The following is a 14621-nucleotide window of genomic DNA, read 5'->3' as shown; positions in this document are numbered from 1 at the left end:
CTCAAACCAGATGACAATTTTTCAAGAGATTTGTTTAATGCTGAGGTAGATGTAGTAAGGTTGCGTTGTGCATTGATTGATTCTATGTTCGTGTTAATACGTAATGCCATGCTAATTCCTCCTTGAAAGTTTCGCTATTTGGTTAATAGCTGAGATTAAAGCTTCCATACTTTAATCTCTAATGGTTTAAATCTGATCAAAAAACTAAAATCGTTAATAATTCCACCTCCTTTCTCTTTCAGTTTACAGTTTCTTGTGTCGGATGGGTTTGTATACTCTTTACACTATCTTTTTGCGGGTATATTTAACAAGATTCTTGCCTGTTAACTTGTTGATTTATTTATATATATTCTTTTTATAAAGGAATTGAGAACAGATATTAATGTGTAATTATAGTTTTTTTTGCAGATATACATTTTACGAACAAGACAAAAAATAGGAAACACTTATTGCTCTGCAAAGTTGACATAAATAGATACACCTGCTAATTGTTTTACAAAAACATGGGAGGGGAAAGTCATGATGCAAAAATCCGAAGTGGTAAATTTTTTAATGGATGTCATCAGGCGTTATGAGCAGTTATGTCTTCGGTATAACCCCTCTGCAAAGATTGAAAGAAAAACGTGGGATATCCCCATGGGAAAGCTGGATGTAAGCATTTCAAGCGGTGAACAGTTTGATAAAGCGAGCATGATATACTGTGATCTCAAGATTGATACCCCTCCGGTGCTTGCAGAAAAACTTGGGCAGAAAGGAAGCAAGGCTGATGCTATGGTTCTCGAGCTTCATTTCTTTCCCATAAATCCTTTTATCCCAAAGGCGTATATTGAGCTTCGAGCAAATATAACTGACAAAGTTGTGTTCGCAGGTGGTACGGATATAAAATCATATTATTCGAATGAAGAAGATGAAAAATACTTTGCTGATGGGATAAAAGAGCTTTGCAAGAGGCATGGCAAGGACTATGAGGAATTGAGACAGGTAAGGGCAAATTTTTTTAAATCCAAGTATACCAACAAAAAGGTTGGAGCTCACGCCGGCATTTACTCATTCCATCTTGAAGAAAGCGACTATCCATTTATGAAGGATATGGCTGACACCTTTATAAAACTCTATTTTGACCTTGTTGAAAAGTGTAAAGGTCAGAAGTTTACGCAGAATGATATTGACTACAAGCTTAAACAGCACGGCGCGTGGGTACAGTGGACTCTTCTTGAGGATAGCGGCACGATATTCGGAATCGAGAAGGGAATACCGGCAGAAGCTCTGCTCGGGGCGATACTTCCTCCAACAGCAAAGTTTTTTCCTTGATGAAACTGTAGGATTGAGTAAATGCTATTTATTGCATTCACTAAGGAATAAAATTGAAGGGATAACAAATGAGTCTGAAATCTGACTTTATGGAATTTGCTGAAAGGGAACTCAAAATACCGCTCGTAGGAATTGTTGCAGCTGATGATTTTTCGGGTGCTGACATGGAAAGGCTCTCTTTCGTCCAGAAAAAATTTGCGGAGGCTACACCTCTTTCAGGAGGGATTGAAACTGTTTTTCAGCCTAAAGATTTGTTGCCTGAAGCAAAATCTGTAGTAATAGTTGGAACTCCTGGGTTTTTGGGGAGGATGCAAAGCTTTGAGGAGTGCCGAAGGGAACTTCTAGGATGTGCTGAGCAGTCTCACGTGAATGTGAAATATCTTCAAAATAATGCAGAGAGGAGTTCAAAGCTTACTGATTTTTTTACAGGGAAGGGCTGTCAGTGTTTTTCAATGACTGGAGGTTCATTTCCTATAAAGCTCATGGCTTCTAAGTGTGGGGTAGGTGTTTATGGGAAAAATGCCGTCATCCTTCATCCTGATTACGGGTCATGGATAACACTGGGAGCTTTTATAACTGATGCAGAAATGGAGCCCGATCAGTCAATGAATGATGTTTGCGGGAAATGTGATCTTTGCATGAGAGCTTGTCCTACTAACGCACTATCTGTGCCTTACAGGTGCGATATGACAAAGTGTATTGATTTTCATCTTGGGCATAACAAAAAAAATATTCCCCATGAAATACGGGCAAAGTGCGGCAATCTGCTTGGAGAAGGGTGTACCGTATGCAGGGATGCATGTCCGAAAAACCGGAATCTAAAAAAAGTAGAAGGATATGAAACTCCAAAAGAACTTCTTTATCCGCCGCTTTTTAAGATAGCAGAGATTACTGATGAAGAATGGGATAATGGATATGCAATGACGCTTATGGGTTTTTTTCTGATGGACAAGAAGTATCTTCAGCGCAATGCAGTTCTAGGTCTCGGGAATTTCCACGATGAAAGGGCACTTCCGGTATTACAGAGCTTGCTTTATAATAGTGATGAAGAACTTGCAGGATATGCGGCTTGGGCAGCAGGCATGATCGGAGGAGAAATGGCAAGACAAATGCTTAATTCGGCATTGAACAGAAGGACGGAAGATAGTATAAGAAGTGAAATAGAATTTGCTCTCTCAGAGGCAAATTAAGTTATAAAAATCGAAGGGGGTTTTTAGATGCCAAATGTAATTCAATTCAATCCCAAGAAGTGTACAAGTTGCAAGAGGTGCGAAGCAGCATGCTCGCATAAATACTTCAATGTATTTACGAGCTTTTATTCCAAAATCAAATGTGTGACTTTTGATGAGGAACATCTTTATTATCCGCTAACCTGCTTCCAGTGTGACAATCCTCCGTGTCTATCTGTCTGTCCTGTAGACGCAATCTCTAAAGATCCTGAATCAGGTATAGTTAGGATAGATGAGGAGACATGTACAGGGTGCGGGGCATGCATTGATGAATGTCCGGTTAAACATATTTTCCCTTATGATGATTTAGGACATGCCATTAAATGTGATTTTTGTAACGGGAATCCTGAATGCGTTATTTTTTGTAAGGACAGAGCTATCGAGTGGAGAGAAATTACTCCTGAGGAGAAAGCTGAAAGAGAAAAGCTCTTCGCAGATCTTGGGGAAAAACTTAAGGGGGTAAAAGAACTATGAAAGGATGGACTGGAAAAATCCTTAGGATAAATCTTACGGAAAGCAAGTGTACTGTTGAGCCTTTAAACGAGGACCTTGCAAAAAAATATATAGGTGGAAGAGGAATTGCGTCAAAGATGCTCTTGGATGAGATTGATGCAACTATAGACCCGCTTTCCCCAGATAACAAATTGTTTATAATGACCGGTCCGCTTACAGGGACAGGTGCTCCCTGCGCAGCAAGATTCATGGTTGTGACTAAATCTCCACAGACCGGGACAATTGCATGTTCCAATTCAGGCGGATACTGGGGACCGGAGTTAAAGGCTGCTGGTTTCGATGGCATAATCCTTGAAGGAAAGTCTCCAAAGCCAATCTATATCTGGATCAACAACGACAAGATTGAATTGAAGGATGCATCTGAGCTTTGGGGGATGAATACCCATGAGACTACAAAAGCCCTAAAATCAAAGACAGATCACAGGGCAAAGGTTGCATGTATCGGACCTGCCGGAGAAAAGCTTGTTCTAATGGCAGCAATAATAAATGACATGAACAGGTCTGCTGCCAGGTCAGGTGTTGGTGCAGTGATGGGTTCAAAAAATGTTAAAGCTATCGCTGTGAGAGGTACAAAGGGTTTTGCAGTGGCTGACGGGTTCAGGGATGTGAATGTTGAGATTTCAAACCTCTTCAAAGGAGATGTTGCCAAGGGGTATGGTTACTTTGGAACTCCAATGGCTGTTGATTACTGCAATGCAGTAGGCATTTTCCCTACCAACAACTACCGTGAAGGAGTTTTCGCAGGTGCTCCGAATCTCAACGGACAGGCAATAAGGGACAAGATACTTGTAAGGAAAAGAAGTTGTCACGGCTGTGTGCTGGGTTGTGGGCGCGTGACCAGGGTCAAGGAAGAAGGTTTCGAAGGAACAGGGGAAGGCCCTGAGTATGAAACTATATATGCATTTGGTTCTACCTGCGGGATTGACAATATAAATGCAGTGGCAAAGGCGAATTATATCTGCAATGAGCTAGGTATGGACAGCATATCTGTGGGTGTAACTATTGCGACGGCAATGGAACTTTTTGAACTCGGGCTTATAAGTGAGAAAGAAGTCGGAATGCCTCTTAAATTTGGTGATGCGAAGGCAATGGTAGAGCTTACAAGAAAAACAGGTCTTCGCGAGGGCTTTGGAGATCTCCTTGCACTTGGCAGTTACAGGCTTGCAGAAAAATATGGAAGACCTGAACTCTCAATGACTTCGAAAAAAATGGAGATATCAGCTTACGATCCGCGCGGTGCAAAAGGGATGGCGCTTACATATTCTACCAACCCTCGTGGTGGAGACCATACGAGAGGAGCTACGGTTTTTGCAGAACTTTTCGGTATTCCAAAAAAAGTTAAAGCTAAGATAACAGAGGGGAAAGCTGAACTAGCACGGGATTTTCAGAACCTTAATGCTGCGATTGATTCGACAGGTGCCTGCCTTTTTGCCACTGTTGTTGTCCAGCATGAACCTTTTACCAAGCTTATCAGTGCAGCAACTGGACACAATTTCACGCTTGATGATTATATAAAGGCTGGAGAAAGAATATTTAACGTTGAGAGGCTTTTTAATGTTAAAGCAGGGTTTACAAGAAAAGATGATTCCCTGCCTCCGCGCGTCATAAGTGAACCTATGTCTGAGGGGCCATCGAAGGGGGAAACAGTTGATTTCGAACCGATGCTTACAGAGTACTATGCTTTGCGCGGTTGGGACAACAACGGCGTGCCTACAAAGGAAAAGATTTCAGAACTCGGGATTTAAAGGCAGTTACAAAGTTCCCAGAAGTTTTTTAAATCTCAGCTTCAGAGGGATAACTGCAGCCTCAAGGCAAACAGTGTAGTTTATCTTTGATTCCCCGTTGCGACGTTCAATGAAGACTATAGGTATCTCGCTTATCTTTGCATTCAGATGGAACGAGCGGTATGTCAGCTCTACGAGGAAAGCATAGCCATCGGAGAACATATGGTCCAGAGGGATTTTGTTTAAAAGCTCGCTTCTGAAACATCTGAAGCCACTTGTAAAATCTGTAAGCTTTAGACCTGTAAAAAATCTCACGTATTTGTTTGCCCAGAGACTTAAAATGAGCCTGCGGAGAGGCCAGTTAACTATGCTTATTCCGTTAAGATATCTTGAACCAACGACAAGGTCTGCACCTTTTGCCGCCTCAAGAAAATTTTTCAGATATTGAGGCTGATGTGAAAGGTCAGCATCCATCTGCAAAATGTATTTGTAATTTTTCGCAAGGGCGATCTTCATTCCTGCTCTGTACGCAACACCGAGGCCTTCCTTTTTCTCTCTGTTAAGCACCATGACACGCCCCTCATGTTTGTGCGCAAGTTCATTTACAAGTTCTTTGGTTCCGTCAGTAGAATTGTCATCAATAATAAGAATGTCAAACTGGTGGTCGTAAGTTGATAGGATCTCATTTACTATGACACCTATGTTTTCAATCTCGTTATAAGTCGGAATTAGTATTATATTTTCAGACATTCGCTCATTACCTGTCTAATTTAATATCTTTAATATCTTCCTTTTGGGCTGTGAAATTAGAGGATTCCGATGCAGCTTTTCTGAATCCTTCAAAAAGGTGCGGATAATAATTGTTTAACTCCGCTCCCCTTAATATATTTTCAGCAATATCTATATTATAACCGTATCTGATAAATAAAGCTTTGCCAATCCCTTCCATGATGAATTCCGCCGAAGTGACTCCTAAAGGGATTTCAATCTCTCTTATAATGAAAGGAATGTAAAAACCATATTTATCTGCCATACTTAATCCTATTCCTCTAAATATAAATTCTTTTTCTTCTTTACTCAGAAGCTCTATTGTCTCAGGCAACAGGTTTAAATGTTGTTTATAAAGAGTAAAAAATTGTTCTCCCAGTGATTCAAGCAGTTCAGCCCTTGCGAAAAAAGGGATACTGTTATCTTGCGTCATATCAACGGCAAACTTAATATTTCCATGCAACTGTTTTATAAGACTTCTCCCTATTCCGCTATAAACTGCGCTTTTTTCCAGCCTGCTGTAAGACAATTTTTCAACCCTTGTCACAGTTGCTTTAAGATTCCCTTCCTCAGTCAAAAGCCTTTCACCCAGGGATTTTAGAAAAAATATTCTATATTCCTCGGGTACATCTCTGATGATATTTTTTATATCTGTTTCTGGGACGGTGCTTTCATCCACTGCTCTTGCCATTCCAATAAATCCGAAACGCTGAAACTTTTCAGGGAATTTCTTAATGTTATTAATGGAATTCTTATAAAGATTAAATATGGAATTAGCCCCAATTTCCTTCCCATTCCCTTCGTAGAAGTAAGTTTCGAGATCGTATGGAAGGTTTGCATCAATAAGGGGATAGAGTGGTTCATATTGTTCAAAGTGTTTTTTCCATATTAGTCCTTTGCCTGCGATGTACATCCCTATACCGGAATAATATTCATGACGGTAGGCAGCGTCTATTCCTTCACCGATCGAAATATACTTGTTGAAATCTAACTCGTATTTTTTAGGAATAGACCATCCGAATCTCATAAATGAGAATCCGTCCATCATGGAATATTTGAGAGGGTCTGATCTGTCAGGTATCCATCTGTTAGCAAGCAATCCTATGATGAGAAAAAATGCCAGTAGAATTATTCCCGATGATTTCCATACTCTTCCTTTTGAAGAAAGAAACCGTTCTGTCAAAAGTCCAAGCGTAAGAAATGCATAGGGGTAAATATGTGTTATGTATCTTAATCCATAAAGTCTATCATCAAGTTTATCCCCTGTGAAAACTTTGCTTAAAAGAAAGAACAAGGTAAAAGCAATGAATCCTCCAAGCAGAATGATTTCCTTTGTTTCACGATTTAAAGGTTTACTTTTCTCTGACTCTGGATTTGTTTTTTGAAAAATAGAAAAAAGGGCTTTTCTGTTTTCAATGATTAGCAGAATAAATCCTCCAATGAAAATAAGATAGAACACAAACTGCACAGGAGAAAAGGAAATGCTGCTGGGGTTATAAAAATCAAAAAGGCCGGGGATATCAAAGGTAAAATATTTTAATACTTTGCCAATAAAAGTGAGAGCTGAGCTTCCCTTCTCACCAATTGAATAACGTTTGACAATTGAAAGACCTTCAAAATGGTGCGTTAAGTTATAGTATATCCATGGTGAAAATCCTGCTGTGAAAGATGCACAATATAGAGATGTTTTTTTCCAAAACAATTTTCCTCTGTTTAACATTAAAAAAATGAGCAGGCTGTAAGCTATCGCATAAAGAGAGATATATGCGAAAAAAAGTGAAAACCCGGAAACCGCACCCAATAACAAAGTATATAAGATTTTATCACTGTTATGTTCATTTTCTATAAATTCAAGAAGCAGAAAATATATTATCCACACAAGACAGATAGATTCAGTGTGGTTTCCCCATGATACAAGAGTAGATTCTGTGAAAAGAGACGGGGAGAATATATAAATCAGGGAAGACAGCAGGGCAGCACGTTCACCTATATGGCGTCTGATGGTAAGAAAAAAAAATATCAATCCCAGCGCTGATATCGTGAGTCCAACAAGTTTGAGGGCAAAATAAGTTTCACCGAAAATAAGGAAAAAAGGGACTGCGAGAATACCAATGACAAGCGATCCCCCGTGATATGGTGTGAACATGTAATCAAAAAAAGGAAGGCTCAACCCTTTTATAAGATCTCTAGCAATGTTGCCATTGTATAACTCTTCATCATTCCACATGAATGTTCCGGAGGATAGAACCCAGAGGCGGGCAAGAACATATATAATGACCAGACATACAGGGATGCCAATATTTCTGAAGGGACTGCTTTTATTGATTATTTCTTCTTCTCCTTTTTTTTGAAAAACAACCAGTTCTGGCTTGAAGCATCCTTTTTAGAGAATTTATCTTTTTTCAGTTTGATCAGGCACCACACGCCTATAATTTTTTCCCCGCAAATTTCAGCAATTATCCTGTCGTCTTTAATTTCAAGTGGAGCCCATGTTCCCTTATCCCATATTTTTACATCTCCTGCACCATATTCACCTTCCGGAATTTCCCCCTCAAAGTTTTCATAGCCGATCGGATGGTCTTCAGTCTGAACTGCAAGGCGTTTTGCAATGCCGGAAAGATCAGGTTCTTTAGGGATCGCCCAGGACTTTAGTACTCCTTCAATCTCAAGTCTTAAATCATAATGGAGGTGCGATGCATGGTGCTCCTGAATTGTGTAGATAAGATTTTCACCTCTGGGGGGGAAATCTTCGCCCGAAGGTTCAGTGGTTTTTTTAAAATTCCTCTTCTTCCTGTATTGTTCAAGAGGCATAACAAAAGAACCTTTTACATTTATTTGATTTTGCCGGCAGACGGGCAGACTTTGTTCAATGGACAAATACCGCATGCAGGCTTTCTGGCAAAGCAAACCTCCCTGCCGTGCCGTATAATGCGGGAGTTGAAATTGCCCCATTCAGATTTTGGGATTATTGCCATCAGATGTTGTTCAATTTTTTCAGGATTGTCTGAATCAGTGAGTCCAAGCCGTTTTGAGACTCTGCTTACATGAGTGTCAACCGCAATGCCGTCTATTATCCCAAACCCGAATGTGAGGATTATGTTTGCCGTCTTCCTGGCAATACCGGGAAGCGCTGTAAGTTCTTCCATTGTCTTAGGGATTTTCCCGCCGTATTTCTCAACAAGAATATTAGATGTTGCTATAATGTTTTTTGCCTTGTTCCTGAAAAACCCTGTTGATCTAATATCATTTTCGAATTCAGAAGGAACAGCTTCAGCTACTGATTGTACGGTCGGATATTTTTTGAAAAGATCCTTTGTAACAATATTTACCCTTTTATCTGTGCATTGCGCTGAAAGAATTGTTGCAACAAGAAGCTGGAATGGGTTTTTACATTCAAGTGCGATTGTCGCATCAGAATAGGTTTTCTCCACAATAGCCAAAATCTCATTGACTCTTTCTTGAGACTCTTTTTTTGCCATATTAGTCATTCCAAGTTTGTACTTTAGGAGTACTATTTGAGATATTCAAGCAAAAAAAGAGGAACTATTATCAGATTAAATAGTTCCTCTTTATATTTTTTATCCGGTTGTGCTTTTTATCTGAGCCCAATCTCTATCATAAGCCCGAATGCATCTTTCGGATGAACAAAAACATAAGGTGTAGGTACTTCCTTTATGCTCCCATCTGCCATCTTTATTTTTGTTATCCAGTTAAGTTGTTCTTTACCTACGATTCTTACTCCTTTTGATTCGAGTTCTTTGATAGCTTCATCTACGCTGTCAACCTGAAAGCATACGGTAAGGATTCCTTCCCCACGCTTCTCAAGGAGCTTTGCTATATTGCCGTCAGGCTTTGAAGGTGACATAAGCTCAATCTGGAAATCCTGTCCCAGAGTGACATAACATGACTTTAGTCCTTCAGGTTCTATTTCATCATATACGATCGGAAAATTTTCAGTTTCATCTTTTCTGTATACGATCCCTTTTTTTGCGCCAAAATTGTTCACAAAAAAATCTACTGCTTTCTCTAAATCTTTTACGATCACTCCAAGTCTATGAACATCTTTAACCTTTGGCATTGGATATCCTCCGTCTTATTTTTTATTGTCACACTATCTTTTCGGCCCTGAGTTTTGCTATCTGGTCAGCACTTAAATTAAGTATATTGGAAAGCACTTCGTCCGTATTCTGGCCGAGGAGCGGGGCAGGTCCTGGCTTTACCTTGTCAACACCTGACATCTTAAGTGGCAGGTCAACGATCTTTACTTTTCCTATTGGAGTCTGTTCGATTTCAGGGAACATCTGCCTTGCATTTGCATGGGGGCACTCGAAGATATCTTTTGAGTCCTGTACTGGTCCTACGGGGACTCCACCCTGAAGGAGAAGATCTGTTGCCTCCTTCTTTGTTTTGTCCTTCATCCATTCGTCTATGATTGGCTTCAATATGCCTGCATTCTTTGCCCTATTGGGGCCGGAGTTAAATCTTTCGTCTTTTGCAAGATCTTCCCTGCCTATGGTCTGACAAAGCTTTCCCCAGATAGATTCAATGGGAATAATCATTGCTACATATCCGTCCTTAACCTTGTATGGTCCGATTGGGTATACAAGAGACTCCTTACCGCGTCCCATGATATTGCCTGTAAGGGAGTATGCAGTTAGGGCTCTTTCATTAAGGGATATCATGTTGTCGTACATAGAGCTGTCTATGAACTGTCCCTCTCCGGTCTTCTCGCGCACCATTAATGCAAGAAGTATTCCGTAAGCAGCCATTACCCCTGAGTATATATCACCCAGAGCAATACCCAGCCAGTTCGGAGGGCCGTCCTCTTCTCCCACATTGTGCATCAGTCCGCCCATTGACTGTACAACCATGTCAAAAGCAGTTCTTTTCTGAAATGGCCCTTCGAATCCCTTCATCTGTCCGAAACCGCTTATGGCGGCATATATTATTCTTGGATTTATCTCACGCAGAACGCTGTAGCCGAGACCATTTTTATCCATGAATCCAGGCCTGAAATTCTCAACAATTACGTCGCTTTCTTTGACAAGTTCTTTGAAAATCTCTTTTCCACGCTCGCTGTTGATATCAAGGGTAATTCCCTTCTTGTTTCTGTTGAAACGGAGGAAATAGCCGCTGAATTTTTCTCCCTTAGCATTTTTTATTATGGGACCCATTTCTCTTGCTGAGTCCCCTGTGCCCGGAGATTCTATCTTTATTACTTCTGCGCCCTGTGCAGCCAGCATCATCGTACAATATGGTCCTGCTACCTGGTTTTCCACGCCCAGAACCCTTATGCCGTCAAGGGGGCGTCTCGGATTGCTCATGATTTATCCTCCTTTTTAACGCGTTTATTTCTATAAATAGACTTTCCCTTCGTATTTCCCATATACCTCGCGAAGTGCATCGCTTATTTCACCAATGCTTGCATAGCATTTTACAGCTTCTATCATTGTTGGCATGATATTCTCTTTTGTCACAGCCACTTCTTTTATTTTTGAGAGTATTTGTTTTACCTTTTCGTTGTCTCTGTCTCTTTTAACCTGCCTTAAGCGTTCTTTCTGATTTCTCTCTACATCAGGGTCGACCTTGAGTATCGCAGTCTTCTGCTGTTTATTGTCTCTGTATTTATTGACACCTACGATCGCCTTTTCCCCCTTCTCAATTTTCTTCTGCATCTTGTACGATTCTCTCGCTATCTCTTCCTGGATATATCCTTTTTCTATTGCTATTACGGAGCCTCCCATTTCATCTATTTTCTGGATATATTTGAGAGCTTCTTTTTCAAGCCTGTTTGTAAGAGTTTCTACATAATATGAGCCGCCGATAGGATCAACGGTTTTTGCAATTCCGGATTCTTCAGCTATTATCTGCTGCGTTCTCAGAGCTATTGTGACCGACTCTTCCGAGGGGAGCGCCAGAGATTCATCATACGACGATACAAATATGATATTTCCACCGCCCAAAAGCATTGCCATTGATTCAATGGTTGCTCTTATTATATTATTCAAAGGCTGCTGGGCTGTCATTGTTGAACCGGCCGTGTAGCCGAAAAACCTTACCTGCATCGAACGGGGGTCTTTGGCTCCGAACCTTTCCCTCATCATCTTTGCCCACATCCTGCGGCATGCCCTGAACTTTGCTATCTCTTCGAAAAACTCACCATCGCCTGAGAGGAATATAAGAAGCCCATGTGCAAAGTCGTCGATGTTCAAACCTCTTTCCTTTGCGGCAGTCAGGTAGCTTATGGCATTGGCAAGCGTAAATGCCAGCTCCTGTACGGCATTTGAGCCTGCTTCGCGCATATGGTAGCCGCAAATCCGCTGAGGTGATGATTTTGGCATATATTTAGAACAATATTCATAAATATCTGTAACGAGTTTTATTGATGGCTTTACCGGAAATATGTAAGCTCCGCGGGCAACGTATTCTTTTAGGATATCATTCTGCATGAATACTTCGATATCGCTTTTGGGTATTCCCTGTTTTTCAGCGATTGCAATATACATGGAAAGTATTATTGTAGCCGTTGCATTGATAGTCATAGACTGGCGTATTTCACCTATGGAAATACCGTCAAAGAGTATCTCAAAATCGCGAAGGGTATCAACAGCCGCGCCAACTTTTCCGACTTCGCCGCTTGCAACCGGATGGTCGGAGTCGTAACCCAACTGCGTAGGAAGATCGAAAGCTACGCTGTTTCCCTTCTGTCCCTGCGCAAGAAGATACTTATATCTTTTGTTTGTATCTTCGGCACTGCCGAACCCGGAGTATTGACCCATTGTCCATAGCTGGCTTCTGAACATGGATGGAGTTATGCCCCGGGTATAAGGAAACTGTCCGGGAAATCCCAGGTCTTTTTCAAAATCAAATCCCTCTTTATCAAGTTCAATTGGCGTATAGACCCTTTCAACAGGGATTTCTGAGTTTGTCTCAAATTGTTTAGCCCGTTCAGGTGCTGTTTTTAAATAATCAGCAAGTTCATTTTTTTCCCATTCCAGCTTCTGCTGCTCAATTTTCTTTAGTTCGTTCTTGTCCATTAAAGTTGCCTCTCCGATTTTATTTCTAACAGTATCTCAAACCTTGATTATGCATGCTTCCCCTTCGCCTATGCCTCCGCAAATTGTTGCAAGCGCATAGCCACCTCCACGTCTCTTAAGCTCATAGGCAAGGGTCATAACAAGTCTTGCGCCTGTTGCGCCTGTGGGATGACCTATGGCGATGGCTCCCCCGTTTACATTTGTTTTTTCCCTTATGGCAGCGATTTTAGCATCATCGTTGTTTCCGAGAATCTTCGTTGATATGAGAGGCATTGCGGCAAATGCCTCGTTAATTTCTATCAGGCTTATATCATCAATGGTGAGCCCAGCTTTCTTTAAAGCTATTTGTGCGGTGTAACCGGGGATAGAACCAATCCTCTGAGGATGGCCCGCATTTCTTACATGAGAAACAATAGTTGCAATCGGTTTAAGTCCTAATTCTTTAGCTTTAGTCTCGCTCATAAGGACTACTGCACTTGCTCCTGTGTTGAGTCCCGGCGCATTTCCGGGTGTTACTGTGGGGCTGTCATAAACAGTTTTCAGTTTTGCGAGCTGTTCTATTGTTGTTTCGGGGCGCGGAGGTTCGTCCTTGCTGAACATTACAGGATCTCCCTTCCTCTGCGGAATGGGTACGGGCACTATCTCATCGCCGAATTTCCCGCTTTCGAATGCTTTTGCCCATGCCTGCTGGCTGCGCAGTGCCCATCGGTCCTGGTCTTCTCTTGAAATGCCAAATTCAACTGATTCTATTCCTGCCTGCAGGGCACGTGGAACGCCTGAATATGGACACTTGATTACAAGCTGGTCCTTAAGTGTTATGTCCCCGATCTTTTGCCCCCATCTCGCTTCATGGATGAAATATGGGACCTGGCTCATGTTTTCCGCGCCACCTGCAACAGCAACAGCAATCTGGCCGAGCATTATGTTTTGAGATTCAAGCCCTATTGCTGTGAGACTTGAACAGCATGCCCTGTCTAATGTGTAAGCCGGAACGGAGTCAGGGATTCCTGCATTTAGCTCTGCCTGCCTTGCAATAGACCTGTCTGAGCCCGGAAGGTTTACTCCTAACGCAACCTCTTCAACCTTTGCAGGGTCAAGCTTTATACGGTTCATAGCTTCTTTTATTGCAATTCCGCCAAGCTGAGCGGGTGTAAAATCTTTAAGTATACCCCCAAAGTTTCCAAATGGAGTTCTTACTGCACTTACTATTACAACTTTCTCCATGATAAGCTCCTCTCCAGTATTTAAAAGGTCATTATATTGCGAATTTTCTGCCAAGTTTCCGCGGAGATTTATGACACGTCTAAAACGGCGCTATACTTAGCAAAATAGAGATACTTTGTAAAGCCTCAATTGGTTGATATTATTCTTCATATCTATACATACTACACCTTTCAAATCTCTTCCAATAAAAAACCGAGTAGTCACTCGATTTTCTGCTTGACTAATAATATTATTTAAGTATGCTGCGCCCAGCAGTTTAGGTTGATAACTATTTAATTAAGATGAAATGAAGGAGGAAGTATTATGACAAGGACAGTACAGAATTTAGAAGGTCAGTATATTTATCAGTATATTGTTCCGGAAAAAGAGGGTGTGCAGGTTTACAGGATGCCTCCCTGCGCAAAGGGCGGCGACACCTATCAGGTTATAGCTGATTTTGAAGGAACAGCAGAAGAGGCTTTCGATGCCATCACAGATTTTGAACTTATGCAGTCCACATCAAGCGTTATTAACAAAATTATAGTGCATGAAAAGACTGAAGAGCATGCAAAGATAGAAATGACTCTTCATCCTGAGATAGACAGCGGCACATTTTTCTATCGCTACTCTTTTGACAGACCAAATACACAGATGTTCTTCTGGATGTATGATTACAAAGGTCCTAACAGGCAGTGGTATGCAATCAATGTTGAGACAAGGGTTTATCAGTTTGGAAAGATCGCAAGGATAATCCTTACCGAAACTTTCGTAATGGTTAAGGGGATTCCGAATGCAGACGCCATAGGGCTTTTCACAGGTGTTGCCCACGATATGAT

At 41.2% G+C, this 14621-nt stretch carries 14 protein-coding genes; 5 read left to right on the top strand and 9 right to left on the bottom strand.

The genetic code is table 11. The annotated features are described in order from the left end of the window. Nucleotides 1-110 (bottom strand): flagellin FliC (locus tag HZA77_10910; protein ID MBI5375937.1); only part of this gene is annotated, 110 nt, incomplete at its 3' end. A gap of 409 nt (nt 111-519) precedes the next feature. Between HZA77_10910 and HZA77_10905 the strand changes: the two genes are divergently transcribed. From HZA77_10905 to HZA77_10890, 4 genes are all read left to right on the top strand, one after another. After that, nucleotides 520-1311 (top strand): coproporphyrinogen III oxidase, encoded by a 792-nt coding sequence (locus HZA77_10905; GenBank protein MBI5375936.1) that lies wholly within the window; start codon nt 520-522, stop codon nt 1309-1311. A gap of 68 nt (nt 1312-1379) precedes the next feature. Further along, entirely contained in the window at nt 1380-2501 is a 1122-nt protein-coding gene (locus tag HZA77_10900; GenBank protein MBI5375935.1) for an epoxyqueuosine reductase, read from the top strand. A 27-nt stretch (nt 2502-2528) separates the two neighbouring features. Next, nucleotides 2529-3014 (top strand): 4Fe-4S dicluster domain-containing protein, encoded by a 486-nt coding sequence (locus tag HZA77_10895; GenBank protein ID MBI5375934.1) that lies wholly within the window; start codon nt 2529-2531, stop codon nt 3012-3014. After that, nucleotides 3011-4798, top strand: coding sequence for an aldehyde ferredoxin oxidoreductase family protein (locus HZA77_10890; GenBank protein ID MBI5375933.1), 1788 nt, complete (start codon nt 3011-3013; stop codon nt 4796-4798). The genes HZA77_10895 and HZA77_10890 overlap by 4 nt, the downstream gene beginning before the upstream one ends. A 6-nt stretch (nt 4799-4804) precedes the next feature. Here the strand turns inward: HZA77_10890 and HZA77_10885 are convergent, their stop codons facing one another. From HZA77_10885 to HZA77_10850, 8 genes are all read right to left on the bottom strand, one after another. After that, on the bottom strand, nt 4805-5527 hold the full coding sequence (locus tag HZA77_10885; GenBank protein MBI5375932.1) for a polyprenol monophosphomannose synthase: 723 nt from the start codon (nt 5525-5527) through the stop codon (nt 4805-4807). Nucleotides 5528-5534: 7 nt separating this feature from the next. Next, nucleotides 5535-7772, bottom strand: coding sequence for a glycosyltransferase family 39 protein (locus HZA77_10880; GenBank protein ID MBI5375931.1), 2238 nt, complete (start codon nt 7770-7772; stop codon nt 5535-5537). A gap of 98 nt (nt 7773-7870) precedes the next feature. Then, nucleotides 7871-8356 (bottom strand): 3'-phosphoesterase, encoded by a 486-nt coding sequence (locus HZA77_10875; GenBank protein ID MBI5375930.1) that lies wholly within the window; start codon nt 8354-8356, stop codon nt 7871-7873. A gap of 20 nt (nt 8357-8376) precedes the next feature. Further along, nucleotides 8377-9024, bottom strand: coding sequence for an endonuclease III (nth, locus tag HZA77_10870; GenBank protein ID MBI5375929.1), 648 nt, complete (start codon nt 9022-9024; stop codon nt 8377-8379). Nucleotides 9025-9140: 116 nt separating this feature from the next. After that, nucleotides 9141-9623, bottom strand: coding sequence for a VOC family protein (locus HZA77_10865; protein MBI5375928.1), 483 nt, complete (start codon nt 9621-9623; stop codon nt 9141-9143). 28 nt (nt 9624-9651) lie between these two features. After that, a complete protein-coding gene (locus tag HZA77_10860; protein MBI5375927.1) occupies nt 9652-10869 on the bottom strand; it encodes a CoA transferase in 1218 nt (405 codons plus the stop codon). Between the two features lie 30 nt (nt 10870-10899). Beyond that, nucleotides 10900-12582, bottom strand: coding sequence for a methylmalonyl-CoA mutase (locus HZA77_10855; protein MBI5375926.1), 1683 nt, complete (start codon nt 12580-12582; stop codon nt 10900-10902). 36 nt (nt 12583-12618) lie between these two features. After that, a complete protein-coding gene (locus HZA77_10850; protein MBI5375925.1) occupies nt 12619-13806 on the bottom strand; it encodes an acetyl-CoA C-acyltransferase in 1188 nt (395 codons plus the stop codon). A 303-nt stretch (nt 13807-14109) separates the two neighbouring features. Here HZA77_10850 and HZA77_10845 point away from each other — a divergent pair. Further along, the coding region (locus HZA77_10845) for a hypothetical protein (GenBank protein MBI5375924.1) at nt 14110-14621 on the top strand (512 nt) is incomplete at its 3' end.

This window comes from Candidatus Schekmanbacteria bacterium, from assembly GCA_016219965.1.
In the GTDB taxonomy this organism is placed as follows: domain Bacteria; phylum Schekmanbacteria; class GWA2-38-11; order GWA2-38-11; family J061; genus JACRJM01.
The sequence above is the reverse complement of the archived record's forward strand: the minus strand, read 5'-3'. Positions and strand labels throughout refer to the sequence as shown.